At 72.4% G+C, this 17,789-nt stretch carries 22 protein-coding genes and 1 pseudogene; 6 read left to right on the top strand and 17 right to left on the bottom strand.

The annotated features are described in order from the left end of the window. Positions 1-5: 5 nt before the first annotated feature. From ACFQGU_RS17930 to ACFQGU_RS01525, 4 genes and pseudogenes are all read right to left on the bottom strand, one after another. Positions 6-388, bottom strand: a pseudogene (locus ACFQGU_RS17930) (arsenic resistance protein); the annotation flags it as partial. A gap of 253 nt (positions 389-641) precedes the next feature. Then, the gene (locus ACFQGU_RS01535) at positions 642-1,355 is read right to left on the bottom strand and encodes an aquaporin (RefSeq protein ID WP_386763586.1); all 714 of its coding nucleotides are present in this window, start codon (positions 1,353-1,355) and stop codon (positions 642-644) included. Next, complete coding sequence (locus ACFQGU_RS01530) at positions 1,352-1,774, bottom strand: arsenate reductase ArsC (RefSeq protein ID WP_386763585.1); 423 nt, start codon at positions 1,772-1,774, stop codon at positions 1,352-1,354. Before ACFQGU_RS01530 ends, ACFQGU_RS01535 begins: the two co-directional genes overlap by 4 nt. A gap of 50 nt (positions 1,775-1,824) precedes the next feature. Beyond that, positions 1,825-2,199: a metalloregulator ArsR/SmtB family transcription factor gene (locus ACFQGU_RS01525; RefSeq protein WP_386763584.1), complete on the bottom strand. Its 375-nt coding sequence runs from the start codon at positions 2,197-2,199 to the stop codon at positions 1,825-1,827. An 88-nt stretch (positions 2,200-2,287) separates the two neighbouring features. On the opposite strand from ACFQGU_RS01525, the gene ACFQGU_RS01520 reads away from it, so the two are divergent. Continuing rightward, positions 2,288-2,782, top strand: coding sequence for an ArsI/CadI family heavy metal resistance metalloenzyme (locus tag ACFQGU_RS01520; RefSeq protein ID WP_386763583.1), 495 nt, complete (start codon positions 2,288-2,290; stop codon positions 2,780-2,782). A 57-nt stretch (positions 2,783-2,839) separates the two neighbouring features. Here the strand turns inward: ACFQGU_RS01520 and ACFQGU_RS01515 are convergent, their stop codons facing one another. The 3 genes from ACFQGU_RS01515 to ACFQGU_RS01505 are packed head-to-tail and all read right to left on the bottom strand — an operon-like array spanning position 2,840 to position 5,203. Next, a complete protein-coding gene (locus ACFQGU_RS01515; RefSeq protein ID WP_386763582.1) occupies positions 2,840-3,802 on the bottom strand; it encodes an asparaginase in 963 nt (320 codons plus the stop codon). After that, positions 3,795-4,352: an RsiG family protein gene (locus ACFQGU_RS01510; protein ID WP_386763581.1), complete on the bottom strand. Its 558-nt coding sequence runs from the start codon at positions 4,350-4,352 to the stop codon at positions 3,795-3,797. The genes ACFQGU_RS01515 and ACFQGU_RS01510 overlap by 8 nt, the downstream gene beginning before the upstream one ends. Then, positions 4,349-5,203 carry a BKACE family enzyme gene (locus ACFQGU_RS01505; protein WP_386763580.1) on the bottom strand — a complete coding sequence of 285 codons (855 nt, stop codon included), beginning with the start codon at positions 5,201-5,203 and terminating at the stop codon, positions 4,349-4,351. The genes ACFQGU_RS01510 and ACFQGU_RS01505 overlap by 4 nt, the downstream gene beginning before the upstream one ends. 127 nt (positions 5,204-5,330) lie before the next feature. Here ACFQGU_RS01505 and ACFQGU_RS01500 point away from each other — a divergent pair, with 127 nt between their 5' ends. Together ACFQGU_RS01500 and dtd are read left to right on the top strand one after the other, a co-directional pair. Beyond that, the gene (locus ACFQGU_RS01500; RefSeq protein ID WP_386763579.1) at positions 5,331-8,243 is read left to right on the top strand and encodes a DUF4388 domain-containing protein; all 2,913 of its coding nucleotides are present in this window, start codon (positions 5,331-5,333) and stop codon (positions 8,241-8,243) included. Positions 8,244-8,268: 25 nt separating this feature from the next. Then, positions 8,269-8,739, top strand: a complete 471-nt coding sequence (gene dtd, locus ACFQGU_RS01495) for a D-aminoacyl-tRNA deacylase (protein ID WP_386763578.1) — start codon at positions 8,269-8,271, stop codon at positions 8,737-8,739. A gap of 174 nt (positions 8,740-8,913) precedes the next feature. Here the strand turns inward: dtd and ACFQGU_RS01490 are convergent, their stop codons facing one another. The 4 genes from ACFQGU_RS01490 to ACFQGU_RS01475 all read right to left on the bottom strand — a co-directional run bounded on the left by ACFQGU_RS01490 (position 8,914) and on the right by ACFQGU_RS01475 (position 12,138). After that, a complete protein-coding gene (locus tag ACFQGU_RS01490) occupies positions 8,914-9,813 on the bottom strand; it encodes a UTP--glucose-1-phosphate uridylyltransferase (protein WP_386763577.1) in 900 nt (299 codons plus the stop codon). Between the two features lie 243 nt (positions 9,814-10,056). Then, positions 10,057-11,097: a CAF17-like 4Fe-4S cluster assembly/insertion protein YgfZ gene (gene ygfZ / locus ACFQGU_RS01485; RefSeq protein WP_386763576.1), complete on the bottom strand. Its 1,041-nt coding sequence runs from the start codon at positions 11,095-11,097 to the stop codon at positions 10,057-10,059. A gap of 46 nt (positions 11,098-11,143) precedes the next feature. Beyond that, a complete protein-coding gene (locus tag ACFQGU_RS01480; protein WP_386763575.1) occupies positions 11,144-11,581 on the bottom strand; it encodes a Fur family transcriptional regulator in 438 nt (145 codons plus the stop codon). Next, positions 11,578-12,138, bottom strand: coding sequence for an FABP family protein (locus ACFQGU_RS01475; protein ID WP_386763574.1), 561 nt, complete (start codon positions 12,136-12,138; stop codon positions 11,578-11,580). Before ACFQGU_RS01475 ends, ACFQGU_RS01480 begins: the two co-directional genes overlap by 4 nt. Positions 12,139-12,352: 214 nt before the next feature. On the opposite strand from ACFQGU_RS01475, the gene ACFQGU_RS01470 reads away from it, so the two are divergent. Both ACFQGU_RS01470 and ACFQGU_RS01465 read left to right on the top strand, forming a co-directional pair. Continuing rightward, positions 12,353-12,715 carry a DsrE family protein gene (locus tag ACFQGU_RS01470; protein ID WP_386763573.1) on the top strand — a complete coding sequence of 121 codons (363 nt, stop codon included), beginning with the start codon at positions 12,353-12,355 and terminating at the stop codon, positions 12,713-12,715. A gap of 175 nt (positions 12,716-12,890) precedes the next feature. After that, positions 12,891-13,367, top strand: a complete 477-nt coding sequence (locus ACFQGU_RS01465) for a hypothetical protein (protein ID WP_386763572.1) — start codon at positions 12,891-12,893, stop codon at positions 13,365-13,367. Between the two features lie 96 nt (positions 13,368-13,463). On the opposite strand, the gene ACFQGU_RS01460 is transcribed toward ACFQGU_RS01465, so the two are convergent. From ACFQGU_RS01460 to ACFQGU_RS01435, 6 genes are all read right to left on the bottom strand, one after another. Next, complete coding sequence (locus tag ACFQGU_RS01460) at positions 13,464-14,096, bottom strand: peroxiredoxin (RefSeq protein ID WP_386763571.1); 633 nt, start codon at positions 14,094-14,096, stop codon at positions 13,464-13,466. Positions 14,097-14,159: 63 nt separating this feature from the next. After that, positions 14,160-14,408 carry a DUF1416 domain-containing protein gene (locus tag ACFQGU_RS01455; RefSeq protein WP_386763570.1) on the bottom strand — a complete coding sequence of 83 codons (249 nt, stop codon included), beginning with the start codon at positions 14,406-14,408 and terminating at the stop codon, positions 14,160-14,162. 97 nt (positions 14,409-14,505) lie between these two features. After that, entirely contained in the window at positions 14,506-14,982 is a 477-nt protein-coding gene (locus ACFQGU_RS01450; protein WP_386763569.1) for a DUF4395 domain-containing protein, read from the bottom strand. Positions 14,983-15,255: 273 nt separating this feature from the next. Beyond that, a complete protein-coding gene (locus ACFQGU_RS01445; protein ID WP_386763568.1) occupies positions 15,256-15,729 on the bottom strand; it encodes a TlpA family protein disulfide reductase in 474 nt (157 codons plus the stop codon). Then, positions 15,726-16,028, bottom strand: coding sequence for a MoaD/ThiS family protein (locus ACFQGU_RS01440; RefSeq protein ID WP_386763567.1), 303 nt, complete (start codon positions 16,026-16,028; stop codon positions 15,726-15,728). The genes ACFQGU_RS01445 and ACFQGU_RS01440 overlap by 4 nt, the downstream gene beginning before the upstream one ends. Then, positions 16,025-16,909, bottom strand: coding sequence for an alpha/beta hydrolase (locus ACFQGU_RS01435; RefSeq protein ID WP_386763566.1), 885 nt, complete (start codon positions 16,907-16,909; stop codon positions 16,025-16,027). Before ACFQGU_RS01435 ends, ACFQGU_RS01440 begins: the two co-directional genes overlap by 4 nt. 105 nt (positions 16,910-17,014) lie before the next feature. On the opposite strand from ACFQGU_RS01435, the gene ACFQGU_RS01430 reads away from it, so the two are divergent. Continuing rightward, positions 17,015-17,740: a winged helix-turn-helix transcriptional regulator gene (locus tag ACFQGU_RS01430; RefSeq protein ID WP_386763565.1), complete on the top strand. Its 726-nt coding sequence runs from the start codon at positions 17,015-17,017 to the stop codon at positions 17,738-17,740. Positions 17,741-17,789 lie beyond the last annotated feature (49 nt).

The following is a 17,789-nucleotide window of genomic DNA, read 5'->3' as shown; positions in this document are numbered from 1 at the left end:
CGCCGTCACCCGGATCGGACCAGCGGCCGGTGCCAGCGACGACGGAGGGCGAGGCTCACGTACGCGAGCGCGACCAGCGCGGGCATCTCGATGAGCGGGCCGATCACACCGGCCAGCGCCTGGCCCGACGTGACGCCCCAGACCCCGATGCTCACGGCGATCGCGAGCTCGAAGCTGTTGCCGGCCGCGGTGAACGCGAGGGCCGCCGTCTTCGGGTAGGTCATCCCCGACCGGGATCCGACGAGGAACGAGACCCCCACATGATCGCGAAGTAGACGAGCAGCGGGACGGCGATGCTCACCACCGCGAGCGGGTCGGACGTGATGGCCTCGCCCTGGACCTTGGCCAGGACGGGGTACATCATCAGCAGCAGCCCGAGCGCGATCGGCAAGGACGTCTGGCCGATCTTCACGGCGTCGAGCGCACCCAGCACGCTGGGGAGCAGCCGTCCCAGCGCGAGACCGCCGGCCAGGGCCAGCAGGATCCGCACGGGCAGGAAGCGGTCCAGGCGGGAGCCTGCCGACCACCGCTGCCTCGTCGTCGGCGTGGCGGTCGTTCATGGCACCTCCACGGCGCCACCACGGCGTCAGCGCCGGTCTCGTCCGCGCGACCGGCTGAGTCGCGTGCTCAGGGCGTGACGCTCAGCGCGTCTCCTCCTGGACGTCGATGGCCACCGCCACCGCCGCCGAGTGGCGCGGCCAGATCACGAGGACGACGACCGTCGCGAGGACCGCTCCGAGCACCTGCGCCACGACGAAGCCGGGCACGCTCGCCGGCGCGATACCGGCGAACGTGTCGGACAGCGTGCGTCCGATGGTGACGGCCGGGTTCGCGAACGACGTCGAGGCCGTGAACCAGTAGGCGCCCACGATGTACGACGCCACGGCGGCCGGGATCCACGACGATCGGCCGGCGCGCACGAGGCCGAGGATGACGAGCAGGAGCCCGAAGGTGGCCACGACCTCCGACAGCCAGAGCGCCGAGCCGGTGCGCTCGTGCGTCGAGACCGACACGGCGGCGAGCCCGAACATGAGGTTGGCCAGCACCGCACCGAGGCAGGCGCCGACCACCTGCACCACGACGTAGGGCAGCGCATCCCGCTTGGGGAGGCCGCCGAGCCAGGCGTCGATGCCGGTGACCACGGGGTTGAAGTGCGCGCCCGACACCGGGCCGAGCGTGGCGATCAGCACGAACAGGACCGCACCCGTGGCGAGCGCGTTCTCGAGGAGCTGCAGACCGACGTTGCCCGGAGAGAGGGACGCCGCCGCGATCCCGGACCCGACGACGGTGGCCACGAGCAGCAGCGTGCCGAGGCCCTCGGCGAGCAGGCGCCGGGGAAGGGGCAGCGGCGTCACGACGCCGAGGAGGCCGCAGCCGCGTCGATCTCGGCGATCAGCCCCTCGATGCGACCGCGGATCTCGTCGCGGATCGGGCGCACGGCGTCCACGCCCTGGCCGGCCGGGTCGGTGAGGACCCAGTCGAGATAGGTCTTGCCGGGGAAGAACGGGCACGCGTCGCCGCAGCCCATGGTGATGACGTAGTCGGACGCCTGGACCGCCTCGGTGGTGAGCACCTTGGGGGTCTCCGCCGAGATGTCGATGCCCTCCTCGAGCAGCGCCTCGACCACGGCCGGGTTCACCGAGTCGGCCGGCGCGGATCCCGCCGAGCGCACCTCGATGCGGTCGCCCGCGAGGTGGGTGAGGTAGGCCGCCGCCATCTGGGAACGGCCCGCGTTGTGCACGCAGACGAACAGGACGGAGGGCTTGGTCGACACGTGGGCTCCAGCGGTCTGAGGGGTTGGTGAGGTGCGGATTCGTCGGTGGGTCAGCGCCGGCCGAGGACACGCTGCAGCTCGTCGAGCCGGGACGGAACGACGGAGTACCAGACCCAGGTGCCGCGCTTCTCGCCCTCGATGAGGCCGGCCTCGCGCAGCACCTTGAGGTGATGGCTGACGGTGGGCTGGCTCTTGCCGACCGGCTCGACGAGGTCGCACGCGCAGGCCTCGCCGGTGTCGGCGGTAGCGATGAGGTTGAGCAGCTGCAACCGCACCGGATCGGCCAGGGCCTTGAACGCCTCGGCCAGCGTCACCGCGCCATCGGCGTCGATCGGCTCGCGCCGGATGGGCGCGCAGCAGTCGGCCAGGTCGAGCACCGGCAGCTCCAGTGCGGGGCTGGCCGGCACCGCTGCATTCTTCGACATGCATGAATATTGACATGGGTCGATCCTTCGGGGCAACATCGATACAGATCGATATTGATGAACATCGATGAAACTCTCGGAGGACACCATGGGAACGACCGCCCCCGCCCGCGTGCAGCTCGCTCTCAACGTCGACGACGTCGAGGCCGCCACCGCCTTCTACTCCAAGCTCTTCGGCGTCGAGCCCGCCAAGACGCGACCGGGATACGCCAACTTCGCGATCACCAGCCCGCCCCTCAAGCTCGTGCTGCTCGAGAACAAGGGCCAGGGCGGCACGCTCAACCACCTCGGTGTCGAGATGCCGTCCGTGGACGACGTGGATGCCGCCCAGACCCGGCTCGCGGAGGGCGGGCTGGCCTCGATCGACGAGCGTGGCACGACCTGCTGCTACGCGAAGCAGGACAAGTTCTGGGTCGAGGGCTCCCCGGACGGCGAGCGCTGGGAGATCTACACGGTGCTGTCGGACAGCCCGACCTTCTTCGCCGACGACATCACGACGTCGACCGAGGCCGGCTGCTGCGCTCCCGACGCCGCCGCGACCGAGCCGGAGCCCGCCACCGCCGGAGCCCCTGCCTGCTGCTGAGCGACCGCACGCACGGATGTGCCCGAGAACCTCAGGGTTCTCGGGCACATCCGTGCGTCAGGCGAAAAGAGCGGGTTCGACGCGGACGGCGCCGACAGGCACGCCGCCGCCGAGCAGCGTGAGCTCGACGAACTCCTCGAGCACTGGCGCCTGCACCCCGAGCGAGCGCAGCGCCGCAGCGAGGAGCAGCGGCCGCGCACGCGCTGCGCCGTCGTCGACCTTGAGCGCCACCGCACGGCCATCGCCGAGAGCGGCGGCGTATACACCCTCCGCGCCGTCCTTCACGAGGAGCCCGGGCACGCCCTGCATGAACAGGGTGGCGTCGTGTCCGTGGCCGCCGACCTGGGCGGGATGGGCCCGCATGGCGTCGGCGACGAGCCTCTCCGGGGAGCCCTGCTCGGCCGTGACGCACCGGGAGAAGGCTCGGGCGAGGGCAGTCAGGGACAGCGAGAGCACGGGGGCGCCGCAGCCGTCGATGCCGACGTCCGACGGCGTCTCGCCCGCGATCCGCGCGACGGTGCCGGCGAGGTGCTGCTGCAGCGGGTGGTCGGCGGCGCGGTAGTCGTCGAGCGGCCAGCCCTGCGCCACGCAGGTCGCGAGCATCGCCGCGTGCTTGCCCGAGCAGTTCATGAAGATCGGAGCGGCGTGCCCGCCCGCCCGGACGAGCTCGTCCCGTGCGGCGTCGCCCGCGGGCCAGTCCGCCGGCGTGCGGAGGTGGGAGTCGTCGAGCCCGGCGGCGGCGAGCACCTCGCGGACCGTCACGAGGTGGTGCGGCTCGCCCCAGTGGGACGCCGCCGCGATCGCGAGCCGGGCGTCGCGCCCGGCGTAGCCGAGCTCGACCAGGCCCGCGGCCTGCATCGGCTTGTTGGACGAGCGCGGGAACACCGGCGACGTGATGTCGCCGTACGCGTGCAGCAGGGTGCCGTCGGCGTCCAGGACGACGAGGGAGCCCCGGTGGACGCCCTCGACGAAACCGCTCCGGACGACCTCGGCGAGGACGACCGACGAGCGGTCAGGCACCGGGAGGCGCGGTGAGCAGGTCGTCGACGTTCGCGAGGCCCTCGCGGTAGCGACGTCCGATCTCGGCCTGGAAGAAGTCCATGACCTGCTGGACGTCGTGACGGACCTCGGACACCTCGTGCTCGGCCTCCTGCAGCGCCGCGATCCCAGCGACGAGCTCGTCGTCGGTCAGGTGCGAGACGTCCGACAGCTCGGTGTCGGCGACGATCGCCTCCTCCTTGCGACGGTGCTCGTCGAGACGGCTCGGCTCGGTGTGGATGTGCCGGCCGCTGCCGTGGGTCCGACGCTGGCCCGGGCCGGCGAGGATCTGCGGGAGCGCGTCGATGATCGAGCCCTCCATCGTGCCCGCGCGACGCGACTGCTCCGCCTTCAGCAGGTCGATGCGCGCGATCAGCTTGGAGCGGTTGTGCGAGAGGTCGGTCTCCTCCTGATCGGCGTCGGCGCGACGCTCGCGCACCTCGGCCATGGTCAGGTCCTCGACGCCCTGGACGAACGCGGGGTCGAGCACTCGGTCGACGCGACGGCGTCCACCCGGCATCGGCTTGGTCATGCGGCCACCCCAGTCCTTCGGTCCTTGATGTTGAGCATTGCACGCGCCCCTTCCACGGTCATCGGCACGCGCAGGGCCAACCTTGAGAGCTCAGCGGCTCTTTCTACAAGTTCTGCGTTGTCACGCACCGGGCGGCCCGGGGCGTACGTGAGCGTGTCCTCCATGCCGACGCGCAGATGGCCGCCGGCCGAGAGGGCCGCGAGGGCCACCGGCATGGTCGACCGGCCGACACCGGTGGCGGACCAGGTCGCGCCCTCGGGGAGCATCCGGGCCATGGTCACGACCGACTCCGTCGTTCCCGGAGCCCCGCCCGGGACGCCCAGCACGAGGTCGCAGTGGACCTTCCCGCCGTACGGGAGGCCCTCCTTGTCCAGCAGCCGGTTGAGCGCGGCCACGTGACCGAGGTCGAAGAGCTCGAACTCGGGCACCACCTCGAGAGCCTGGGTCTTGCGGTAGAGCTCGACCATGAAGTCCCAGGGGTTCATGAAGACGTCGGACCCGAAGTTGACCGTGCCGCACGTGAGCGAGCACGAGTCGGGGTCGGCGTCGAGGACCCGCAGACGGTGCTCGAAGGGGTCGGTGACCGCTCCGCCCGTGCTCAGCTGGACGACGAGGTCGGTGCCCTCGCGGAGCGCCTGGACCGTGTCGGTCAGCCGCCCGAGGTCGAGCGTGGGCCGGGCATCGGCGTCGCGGATGTGGACGTGGATGAGGCCGGCGCCAGCCGCCTCGCAGGCCTTCGCGGTGGCCACGAGCTCGTCGAGCGTCACGGGCAGGGCCGGAGCGTCCGATTTGTCGGTTTCGGCCCCGGTCGGGGCCACGGTGATGAGGGTCTCAGCGGGCACGACGCCCATCGTGGCACGTCAGGCGCCACCCGCGGCGACGAGTCGGCCGCGAGCGCTCAATCCGAGGGGGTAGTCGGCCGAAGAGCACTACAGCGCCCGGTCCGGGCGTGCGGGCGATCGACGGAGGAGGTCAGGCGTGCCTGACGGCGGCTTCACTGCCCGCGCGGACAGCCTCCTGCTCGAGCTTGCCTCGCAGGAAGCCACCGGTTGCCTCGTCGTGACCGAGCCCCAGGGCGAGCAGTCGACGGTGTGGTTCCGCGACGGCTACGTCTATGCGGTGTCGGTCCCCGGCCGGCGACCGCTGCTCGGCGTCCGCCTCATGTCCTCCGGTGTCCTGACTCCCGAGGCTCTGGCCGAGGCGCTCGAGGTGCAGCGCACCGAGCTCCAGGGCTGGCGTCTCGGCGAGCTCCTCGTGCACCTCGGGTTCGTGGACCGGGCCGTGGTCGAGTCGTTCGTCTGCGAGCAGGTGCGCGACCAGGTCGCCGACCTGCTGCACTGGCAGGTCGCCGAGAAGAAGTTCCGCAACGGCAAGCGCACGCGCCAGGACGTCGCCCCGCCGATGGAGGTGACCGAGCTGCTCGGTGCCGCCCGTCGCCGCGACGAGCAGTGGGCCTCGGTCGTGCCGTTCATCGGTGGCGCCGACGCCGTCCCCGTTCTGTCCACCGCTGCTCCCGCCGCCCCTGACGTGGTGCTCGGCCCCTACGACTGGGCGCTGCTGTGCAAGGTGGACGGCAACCGGACCATCGCCGACCTCGCCGACGACTGCGGCTTCACGATCTTCGAGGCCGGCATGGTCGTGGTGGGCCTGCTCGAGGCCGGGCTGGTCGAGATCGACGGCGGTGAGGCCGAGGAGCCGGGCACCCCCTGGTGGAACGAGGACAACCCGTCGGACGACGACGTCGCGGCCTCCGTCGCCAAGGTGACGGCCGCCCTCACCGACATGGGCATGCCCGCCGCCACCTCGCCGTTCACCGCGGCCCCGCTGCGCGGTGCTCGCACCACCCACCAGCCGTCGCGTACGTCGCCGTTCTCCACCGCGCCGGCGGCCCAGCTGGCCGAGGTCGTGTCCCTGGACGCCGAGCGCGAGGCGCGCGACGAGGTCGAGCGGCTCGAGGCCGAGCGCGCCGAGGCCGACCGCCTGGAGCAGGAGCAGCGGGAGGCCGAGCGTCTCGAGGCAGAGCGCATCGCCGCAGAGGAGGAGGCCGCACGCCTGGAGGCCGAGCGCCTCGAGCAGGAGCGCCTCGAAGCAGAGCGCCTCGAGCAGGAGCGCCTGGAGGCCGAGCGCCTCGAGCAGGAGCGCCTCGAAGCAGAGCGCCTCGAGCAGGAGCGCCTCGAGCAGGAGCGCCTCGAGCAGGAGCGCCTCGAGGCAGAGCGCATCGCCGCCGAGGAAGAGGCCGCACGTCTGGAGGCCGAGCGCCTCGAAGCAGAGCGTCTCGAGCAGGAGCGCCTCGAGGCAGAGCGCATCTCCGCTGAGGAAGAGGCTGCACGGCTGGAGGCCGAGCGCCTCGAAGCAGAGCGTCTCGAGCAGGAGCGCCTCGAGGCCGAGCGTCTCGAGCAGGAGCGCATCGAGGCAGAGCGCATCGAGGCAGAGCGCATCGCCGCTGAGGAAGAGGCTGCACGCCTGGAGGCCGAGCGTCTCGAAGCAGAGCGGCTGGAGCGTGAGCGCATCGAGGCTGCACGTCTCGAGGCCGAGCGGCTGGAGCTCGAGCGCCTCGAGCAGGAGCGCATCGAGGAGGAGCGGCGCGAGCAGGAGCGGATGCTCGCGGAGCAGGCGGAGGCCGCACGTCTGGAGGCCGAGCGGCTCGCCGCGCTGGAGGCCGAGCGCCTCGAAGCAGAGCGTCTCGAAGCAGAGCGTCTCGAAGCAGAGCGCATCGCCGCCGAAGAGGCCGAGGCCGCACGCCTCGAGGCCGAGCGCCTCGAGCAGGAGCGCCTGGAGGCTGAGCGTCTCGAAGCAGAGCGCATCGCCGCCGAAGAGGCAGAGGCCGCACGCCTCGAGGCCGAGCGCCTCGAGCAGGAGCGCCTGGAGGCTGAGCGTCTCGAAGCAGAGCGCATCGCCGCCGAGGAGGCAGAAGCCGCACGCCTCGAGGCCGAGCGTCTCGAAGCAGAGCGCATCGCCGCCGAAGAGGCAGAGGCCGCACGCCTCGAGGCCGAGCGCCTCGAGCAGGAGCGCCTGGAGGCTGAGCGTCTCGAAGCAGAGCGCATCGCCGCCGAGGAGGCAGAAGCCGCACGCCTCGAGGCCGAGCGCCTCGAAGCAGAGCGCATCGCCGCCGAAGAGGCAGAAGCCGCACGCCTCGAAGCAGAGCGCATCGCCGCCGAGGAGGCAGAGGCCGCACGCCTCGAGGCCGAGCGCCTCGAGCAGGAGCGCATCGAGCAGGAGCGCATCGAGCAGGAGCGCATCGCGGCCGAGGAGGCGGAGCGCGTCGAGGCCGAGCGCCTCGCCGAGGAGCAGGCTCGCGACGAGATGGCCCGCTGGGCTGCCGAGGAGGCCGAGCGTGCCGTAGCCGTGGCCGCGTTCGAGCGGGAGCAGGCTGAGGCGCAGCGTTCCAGCGACTCGATCCCGAGCCTCGAGCCGAGCCCGTGGGGCGACCCGGCGGTCGTCACCGCACTGCCTGCCTTCCACCCCGACGAGCTCGCGCCGGCCGCGTCGGTGAGCTTCGCCGACGTCTACGGCGGCACCGCGCACCAGGAGCCGGTGACCCCTGACTCGTACGACGAGCTCACGGCCCGCCACGACGTCGACGTGCCGGTCGCCGTCCCGATGCCCGAGCCGGTGTCCGTGGCCGCGCGCCCGACCCCCGACTACAGCGGTGGTTTCGTCGTGTCGCCGGAGATCGCCCAGCCCGGTGCATCCGAGGGGGCGGACATGGCAGCGCTGCTGCGCGAGCTGTCGAGCCTCAACAGCGACAACGACTCCGAGACCTCGCGCCCCGGCGTCGCGGGCATGTCCCCGGTGGGGGCGTCGAACGGCCAGCAGGGTCAGACGGTTCACCGCCCGGTGCAGGCGACCGACACCAAGGGCAAGAAGAAGAAGGGCTTCTTCGGGCGGTAGAGGCCACGCCTGGCACGATCAGCGCGTGAGAGCGATCGTGCAGCGTGCCCGCGGTGCGTCGGTGACCGTCGACGGCGACGTCGTCTCCGCCTTCGACGGGCCTGGGCTCCTCGTCCTGGTCGGAGTCACGCACGACGACTCCCCCGCCCGTGCCGTCCGCCTCGCCGCCAAGATCCACGAGCTGCGGATCTTCGACCCCGGGCACGCGAACGGCGAGGTGCCCGACGGCCGTCGCGAGCTGTCCGCCGCCGAGCTGGGGCTCCCGCTCATCGTCGTCAGCCAGTTCACGCTGTACGGCGACGCACGCAAGGGTCGCCGACCCACCTGGACGGCGGCTGCCCCGCGCCCCGTGGCCGAACCACTTGTGGAGGCGGTCGTCGCCGAGCTCCGTGCCCGCGGCGCGAGCGTCGGCACCGGCGTGTTCGGCGCCGACATGGCGGTAGCGCTGGTGAACGACGGCCCGATCACCCTCGTGATCGACGTCGACGCCGACTAGCCGGACGCGCTGCGGCGGGACCGTCGGAACCACGGCCCGATGCCTGGCGAAGAATCAACCCGGTGAGCATGGAGGCCGACCTTGTTGCGCTCTGAGCAACGAAGGCCCCTACCGGGCGGGGCCTTCGGCCATTCTCGCCCGGCGGGGGCCCACCCCCTCATCGCAAACCCCGGGCTAGGGGAGGGTGGGGACGAACTCCTTGAGCCAGGCGGCGAACTCGGGGCCGAGGTCGTCGCGCTCGCAGGCGAGGCGGACGACGGCCTGGAGGTACGACTGCCGGTCGCCCGTGTCGTAGCGGCGGCCGCGGAACACGATGCCGGTCACTCCGCCGCCGATCGCCGACGGGGTGTCGGCCGCGAGCACGCGCAGCGCGTCGGTCAGCTGGATCTCTCCACCGCGGCCGGGCTCGGTGCGCTCGAGGATGTCGAACACGTGCGGGTCGAGCACGTACCGGCCGATGACGGCGTAGAGGCTGGGGGCCTCGTCCGTCGCCGGCTTCTCGACGAGATCGGTGATGCGCACGACGTCGGGGTCGTCCCCGATCGCCTCGATGGCCGCACAGCCGTACAGGTGGATCTGCGAGCGCGGCACCTCCATGAGCGCGACGACGCTGCCGCCGAGCTGCTCGCGCAGGTCGACCATGCGGGTGAGCAGCGGGTCGCGCGGGTCGATGAGGTCGTCGCCGAGCAGGACCGCGAACGGCTCCTTGCCGACGTGCCGGGAGGCGCAGAGGACGGCGTGCCCGAGGCCGCGCGGCTCGCCCTGACGTACGTAGTGGACCGTCGCCATGTCGGTGCTGTGGCGTACCAGGGCCAGCTTCTCCAGGTCGCCCTTGGCCTCGAGCGTGGTCTCGAGCTCGGCGGCGCGGTCGAAATGGTCCTCGAGCGCGCGCTTGCTGCGGCCGGTCACCATGAGCACGTCGGTGAGGCCGGCGTTGGCGGCCTCCTGCACCACCAGCTCGATGGCGGGGGTGTCGACGACGGGGAGCATCTCCTTGGGAGTCGCCTTGGTCGCGGGCAGGAACCGCGTGCCGAGACCTGCTGCCGGGATGACCGCCTTCGTCACCTTCGTCATCGGTGCTCCTCCCAAGTCGGGCCACGACGTCGCGGCTCGGACCCACAGCATGCCAAAGACGACGTTCCGCGGGCGTTTCCTGGCTGTGACGACGGACACTGGTTGATCGGCACGCTCGCCGACCGCGCTGCTCGAGGCTCGGCGCCGACCGTCGTGATCACGCTCCCACGTCGTCCGCTGCCGGACGGGAACCCGTGGATCCATTGTCCTGCAACGGATCAGCGGGATAGGCCGACGTGTCGGTCAGGCGGTGACGACGGTCTCCTGCGACGCCGACACAGCGCCTGACTCGATCGGTCCGACGACGAGCTCGGCGTCGAGCGGCACCGACCGCTTCACCACGGCGAGCGCCACCGGGCCGAGCTCGTGGTGCAGCGCGACCGACGTGAGCCGACCTACCTCGCGGCCGTCGGCGAGCACCGGGTCACCGGGTGACGGTGTGCGCGCGGCGCTGCCGTCGAGGTGCAGCTGCACGAGCCTGCGCGGAGGACGGCCGAGGTTGTGCACCCGCGCGACCGTCTCCTGCCCGCGGTAGCACCCCTTCTGCAGGTGCACCGCCGAGGGCACCCAGCCCAGCTCCTGCGGGATGGTGCGGTGGTCGGTGTCGAGACCGAATCGGGGCACGCCCGCAGCGACGCGCAGCGCCTCCCAGGCCCAGGTGCCGGCGCCGCGGCGTCCGTCGACGTACGCGAGCAGGTCGGCCCGCGGCACGAGCACCTCCCGCCCGATGAGGACGTCGGGCCGCAGCGGCACGTACTTCTCCGACGCCGCGTCGCCCGCGACGAGCACCCCGAACTCGCGGGGGATCACGTACGTCGGGAGCGAGCCGTGCGGCTCGCCGACCGGCTCGGCGACGACGGCATACTCGTCGGTTCTGTCTGCGACCTCGACGCGCAGCATGAACCGCATCCGGTCGAGGTACGCCACGAGGGGCGCGGTCGAGGCGGGCTCCACGCTGATCCACGTGGTCTCGCCGTCGTCGACCAGGTGCAGCTCGTGCTCCACATGGCCGTGCGGGTCGAGGACGAGGTCGAGCGCGGACTCCCCCGGCACGAGCGACTCGACGTGCTGGGTCGTCAGCGAGTGCAGCCACGTCAGCCGGTCAGGGCCCGTGACCGAGATGACCCCGCGGTGCGACAGGTCGACCCAGCCCTCACCCGATGCCAGCAGCCGCTGCTCGCCGTGCGGGTCGCCGTAGTGCCACGGCACGCCGGAGTCCGGCGACCCCTCGGGCGCGGGGCACGCGCCGGGCAGCTCGAGCAGCGGACTGCGGTAGGTGGTCACAGCGTCTCCAACGACCCGGGGGGCGAGATCCTTCCCCCGGCTCGGGTCAGTGGGTGCCGACGCCCTTGGCGCTGCAGTCGGCGCAGGTGCCGTGCAGGGCGACGTGGCTGATATCGGTCACGAACCCGGTCGTGCGGCGCAGCTCGTCGAGGAAGTCCTCGGCAATGCCCGCGCCGATGCTCTGCACGGCGGCGCACGTGTCGCAGACCAGGTGGATGTGCACGTGGTCGTCGACCGCGTGGTACGTCGGTGCTCCGTGCCCGATGTGCGCGTGCGTGACCAGTCCGACCTCCTCGAGCACCTCGAGGTTGCGGTAGATCGTGGAGAGGTTCACGCCGGAGGCGGTGCGCTGCACCTCGGCGAGGATCTCCTCCGGCGTCCCGTGCCGCAGCCGCTCGACGGCCTCGAGGACCAGCTGGCGCTGGGGCGTGATGCGGTACCCGCCCCGACGCAGGCGCTGCTCCCACTCGGCGGACTGGGTCACGGGGTCACCCGCTTGAGGCGCGCCGACAGGTGGTTGGTGAGCGGCTGGCCGACCGCTGCCATGTCGTACGTCCAGAGCAGGTCGCCCTCGCGCAGGCCGTAGAGCCGGCCGCCACCGGTGACCTCCTTGGCCGACTCGGTGCGCGCGACGACGTCGGTGTGCAGCTCGGCGTGGGCGCCGGTGATGACGGCGTTCTCGATGGCGTCGACGACGACCTTCCCGACCCAGACCTCGGCGTATCCGCTCGGGTGCGCGAGCAGCATCTCGACGCCGTTGTCCGGCCGCGGCCGCAGGAAGCCCGATTCCGTGGCCCGCGGCTTGATGCGGTTGCCGTCGTCGTCGAGCTCCCAGCTGCGGCTCCAGTACGACAGGAACGGGCGGCCGTCGGTCGCGAAGGTGACCTCCTGGCCGAACCGGAAGTCCTCGATCGTCGGGTACTGCCCGAGGCCCACCCCGACCCAGCTGCCGATGAGCCATGACAGGTGCGCGAGCTCGATCGGGTAGCCGAGGTCGGGCAGGTCCGGTGCGGGCGCTGCGGACTCGTCGGGGGTGCTCATCGCGGGCCTCTCGATCGGGCGGGGTCAGCCGCGGTACAGGCGGACGACGACGGTGCCGGCGACGCCGACGACGGCGACGATGACCAGCACCAGCAGCACGGTCATGACGGTCTCCACCACGCGCGCATCGTATCTGCGCCTCCCCCACGACCCTCGGAGCCGCACCGCCACCGTCCGCGTTACCGTGGCCGGTACCCACCCCGAGGAGGCAGTCGTGGCACGCCGTCTGGTCGTCAAGGTCACCTGCGGCGCCGAGGCGCCGGAGCGGTTGTCCCAAGCCCTCACCGTCGCCGCGACCGCCGTGGCCTCCGGAGTCGAGACCTCGCTGTGGTTGACCGGCGATGCCGTCTGGCTCGGGGTCACCGGTCGGGTGCCGGATCTCGCGCTCGCGCACTCCACACCCCTCGCCGACCTCGTGGAGGCCGTGCTCGCCGGCGGGCAGGTGACGGTGTGCACGCAGTGCGCCGTGCGCCGCGGCATCGCCGAGGGCGACCTCGCGCCGGGCGCGCGCATCGCCGGCGCTGCGACCTTCCTGGCCGAAGCCCTCTCCGACGACACCCAGGCCCTCGTCTACTGAGGCGCCGATCGGTGGCGTGGGCCTGTGGCAAGGGTGACACTGGACGAGGCGAAGGACGGGGGCTCCGACTGCCGACAACCATCGGGTACGCACCGGATGGATGCCCAGAGTGCCGGGCCGGGGAGTGGTCGCGATGATCGCGAGGCGGAGTGACGGTCGTCGATCGGTGCCCTGCGTGGTCGAGACCGGGCCGTGGGGCGTCGAGGCCCGCGAGGCCACCCGGCGCGAGCGCGTCCTCGCCCGGATCCTCGCCGCACGGCTCGACCGCCAGCTCGCCGCAGGTCGCAGCCCCGAGTCGCACCCGCTGCTGTCGCTGCGCGCCCAGCGTCTCGCCCGGCCCTCTACCCGCCTCGCGCTCGCCCGCGCGATCAGCCGTGTGCTGCACGAGGCGTCCAGCCCGCTGCGACGTCGCCAGCCCCCGCTTGCCGACCTGCCCGCCGTGCGCGAGGTCGAGCGCGACCTCGCGGAGCTGGTCGACCAGCTCGTCGCGCCCGTCCCGGTGTCCGCCCGCGGCGTCGCGCTGGTGCACGAGATGCTCGTCGACGGCAGCGGCCCGCTCTACCTGCGGCACTCCCCGCGCGACCTGAGCGAGATGATCCGCACAGCCACGCTCGCCCTCGACCCCATCGCCGACTGGCCCGCCGCCGCCTGACCACGGAGGACGTAAGAACGGCCGTGGACCTCGAGAGGTCCACGGCCGTTCCGACCCTCACCGGCGGGAGCCGGGGAGACTGAGGGGTGAGGCGGGTCAGACGTTCGGCTGCGGGGTCCAGCGCAGGTACGGCTTGACCTCCTCGACCTCGCCGAACTTCTCCCTGGCGTCCTCGGTCGAGATGGTCGGCGCGACGATGACGCGCGAGCCCGGCGTCCAGTCGACCGGCGTCGAGACGGTCGCCTTGTCGGTGAGCTGCAGGGCGTCGATGACGCGGACGATCTCGTCGAAGTTGCGGCCGACGGACTTCGGGTAGGTGAGCGTGAGGCGCACCTTGTTGTTGGGGTCGATGATGAACACCGAGCGCACGGTGGAGGTGTCGCCCTCGCCCGGGTGGATCATGTCGTAGGCCAGCGAGACCTCACGGCTCTCGTCGCCGATGATCGGGAAGTTGAGCTCGCTGCCGCTGACGTCCTTGATGTCGCCGGCCCATGCGTTGTGGCTCTCGACGCCGTCCACCGACACCGCGATGGCCTTGACGTTGCGCTTGTCGAACTCGCCCTTGAGCGAGGCGGTGCGGCCGAGCTCGGTGGTGCAGACGGGGGTGAAGTCGGCCGGGTGGCTGAACAGCACGGCCCAGCTGCCGGCCTTCCAGTCGTGGAAGCTGATGGGGCCGGCGGTGGTGTCGGCGCTGAAGTCGGGGGCGACGTCGCCGAGGCGGATGGACATGGGTGGATCTCCTGTCGGTTTCGGTGGTGCGGTGAGGGTCGGGAGTGTGGACGGTGGGTCGCGTCAGATCGCGACGTGGACCTCGGAGACCTGGTCCTGCTCGACGGCGACCGTGCGGTCGACGGTCGAGCCCGGCGCCAGGGTCGTCAGGGTCCAGCTGCCCGGGGCGGCGAAGAAGCGGAACGTCCCGGTCTTGCTCGTGGGCACCTCGGCCGCGAGCCGGCCACCGGGGACGGACAGGCGCACGTACGCGCCGCCGACCGGCCGGCCGGCCTGCGACACCGTGCCCTGGATGACGGCCTGAGGAGCCATGAGGAGTCCTTCGAGGTGAGGGCGGAGGGACGTTCGTGCCGTCGCCGGTCGCGGCGAAGCTGCACGACGGCGGCCGGCGCCGCGAGGACCGGGTGGGTCAGGCTGCGGCGCGCGAGCCGAGCACGCGCTTGCCGAGCAGGTACATCTCGCACCCGAGGCAGAAGTCGAACGCGGCGTTGAGGAACGCGGCCGCGAGAGCGAACGACACCGCGACGTACGCGACGACGGTCGCGCCGGTGAGGAGACCGGCGAGACCGACGACGGCGAAGACGAGACCGACGGTCTGCGCGAAGCGCGGCGGTGCGACGTCCTCGAACTTCGTGGGCGGCGCGAGCCGCGGGCGGACGAGCGAGCGGAAGATCCAGCCGTACGGCTGCGCGTGCAGGCCCACGAGCGAGCCGAGCGCGAACGCGACCGCCTGGACCGCCAGCAGGACCACCGAGAGCGTGGAGTCGATGGTCACGAGCGTGGCGGCGAGCACCACGACGGTGATCGCGGCAGCGAACCGGGGACCACGCGCGTCGATCTGACGCGGGCGGGCGGTCGCGGTGGGGCGGGAGTCGAGCGTGGTCACGGTGTCTCCTACGAAGCGGCACGGAAGGGCTGCGTTCGACCGGATCCGCGGGGGTGCCATGGGCACCCGGGCTACCGGTTCAGGAGGCTCGACACATGCAGGACCCGACGCGGCAGAAGTCCACTGCGCGTCGCTTGGTGAGAACCACCGTCTGCATGGGGTCGAGGATAGGTGCCGGTCCACGAGTTGGACACCCGGTGCCGGATCGTGAGACTGCTCCGCCACCGGTCGGGGTGTTGCGAATCGTTCGCAACACCCGCGTGCCAGCGCCGCTCACAGGAACGTGCCCAGGGCCGCGACGACGTCGGCCTTGCGCGGGGCGCCCGCGGCACGCACCCGGACGGCCCCCGAGGCGTCGAGCACCAGCACGGTCGGGGTGCGCCGCACGTCCATGCGGCGCACGAGGTCGAGGTGCTCCTCGGCGTCGATCTCCACGTGCGTGACCCCCTCGACCTGGCCGGCGACCTCGTCGAGGATCACGCGGGTGGTGCGGCACGGGGCGCAGAAGGCGCTCGAGAACTGCACGAGCGTGGCGCGGTCGCCGAGCTCGACCCCGAGGTCGGCGGTGTCCATGCGGTCGCCCTGGTGCGCGTGGCCCGAGCCGATCGGAGCTCCTGGCACCTTCTTCGAGTCCTGCGTGTCGGCAGGGATCTCGACCTCGCGCATCGTGCCGTCGGTACGGCGTCGGTAGAGCCCGAACGCCGTGGCGAGCACCAGCACGCCGAGCACCACGTAGACACCGGTCACGGGGCTACCAACGCCGCGGGGGTCTCCGTCTGTTCCGTCGCGCCACTGCCGCCGGCGAAGGGCGGGAGCACGTCCACGACCGAGCCGTCGGCCACGACCACCTCGGCGTGCGGCGTCCTGCCCGGGCTCACCTCGTCGACGAGGTACGAGCAGCGTGCCAGGACGGTGGCGAGCTCGGTGCCGTGAGCCGCACGGACGCCGTCGAGGAGGGAGGCCAGGGTGCCTCCGCTGTCGAGCTGCTCGTCGGCGACCCCGGCCGCCGCCTTGGCGGCCGCCCAGTAGCGGACCGTCACGCTCACGGGGTGCTCCTTCTCGCGACGGCGCCGTCGGCCGCTCCGCGTGCATCGTGCCCCACGGCGCCTGTGCACCACCGGCCGATCCGGTCGACGAGGTCCGGGGTCGCTGCCGACTCCGCGTGCGCGAACCCTCGCTCCACCCACTCCTCGGCGCGGTCGGCCACGCCGCGCTCCGCCGCTCCGGCCCTGGCGGCCCGCACGATCGAGCGCGAGTGCTCGAGCGGGAAGTAGGTGTCGCGGTCGCCGTGGACGACGAGCAGCGGCAGCGGAGCCAGCAGCGAGGCCGACTCCGACGGCGACAGCGGGTACGGCTCCTGCCACTCGGTGGCGGTCACCCGGGTGCCGAACCCGTGCCGCAGGATCCCGCGGCCGACGGGCGAGGCCACCGCCGTGTGCAGGAGCCGCATCGGAGCCGTGCCCTTGTAGAACCAGAAGCCCGCAGCGCTCACCGACACGACGGCGTCGGCGCCCTCGCGGGTCGAGCGGCCCGTGAGCGCCGCGTGCCGGAGCACCACCGAGCCGCCCATCGAGAAGCCGACCGTCGCCACCGACGTCGCGCCGAGCCAGCGCGCCCACGCCGCCACGGCGTCCAGGTCGAGCACCTCGTCGTCGCCGAGCGTCGTCGCCCCGGACGACCGGCCGTGCCCGCGCGCGTCGTACGAGACGACGGCGGCGTGGGCAGAGAGCGCCTGCGCGATCGCGCGGTTGTCCGGACGCCGCCAGCTCCCGGTGAACCCGTGGGCCACCACGATCGTCAGCCCGTCCACCGCTCCGGGCAGGGGCGCGTCGTACGCCGCGGACACGCGCTGGCCGTCGGCCGTCAGCAGGGTGACGACCCGCTCGGGCGGGTGCACGGGGTGCCGGGACGAGGGACGCAGATCCACCTTGCTAGTCTCTCCCACGAGGACCCCGGCGACGACGCCGTACGGGTCCTCACGCGCTTTGAGGACCGGAGAACCCGGACCCCGGCGCCGATGGGAGGAGGCCGCGTGCCCACGTTGCTGCTGCTGACCAACGCCCTGCTGCCCTCGTCCGAGGTGCTCCCCGCGCTCGGCCTCCTGTCGCACCATGTGCGCGTCCTGCCTGCCGAGGCGACCGCCCTGCTCGACGCTCCTGCGTGCGACGCGATCCTGGTCGACGGCCGCCGCGACCTGCCCCAGGTGCGCAGCTTCACGCGCCTCCTGCGCACGACCGGTGTCGACGTGCCCGTCCTGCTCATCACGACCGAGGGCGGCCTCGTCGGTGTCACTGCCGAGTGGGGCGTCGACGACGTCGTGCTCGAGACCGCCGGTCCCGCCGAGGTGGACGCCCGCCTGCGCCTCTCGATCGGACGGCTGGCCCGCGCCGTCGACGACGACGTGCCGGACGAGATCCGCAGCGGCGACGTCGCCATCGACGAGGCCACGTACACCGCACGGGTCCGCGGCCGGATCCTCGACCTCACCTACAAGGAGTTCGAGCTCCTCAAGTTCCTCGCCCAGCACCCGGGCCGCGTGTTCTCCCGCGCCCAGCTGCTGCAGGAGGTCTGGGGCTACGACTACTTCGGCGGCACGCGGACCGTGGACGTCCACGTCCGCCGCCTGCGCGCCAAGCTCGGCCCGGAGCACGAGTCGGTCATCGGCACCGTGCGCAACGTCGGCTACCGCTTCGTGATCGCGCCGCCGCGCGACGAGGTCAGCGTCGTCCCCGAGCCGTCGCCCGCGCCCGTCGGCTGACCCGCCCGGGGCTGCTGCGGGGGCCGTGGGCGAGGACGACCCGTAGGGT

The organism is Longivirga aurantiaca (genome assembly GCF_042660085.1).
GTDB lineage: Bacteria > Actinomycetota > Actinomycetes > S36-B12 > CAIYMF01 > Longivirga > Longivirga aurantiaca.
Note: the sequence above shows the minus strand (reverse complement) of the source record. Positions and strands in the feature narration are given on the sequence as shown.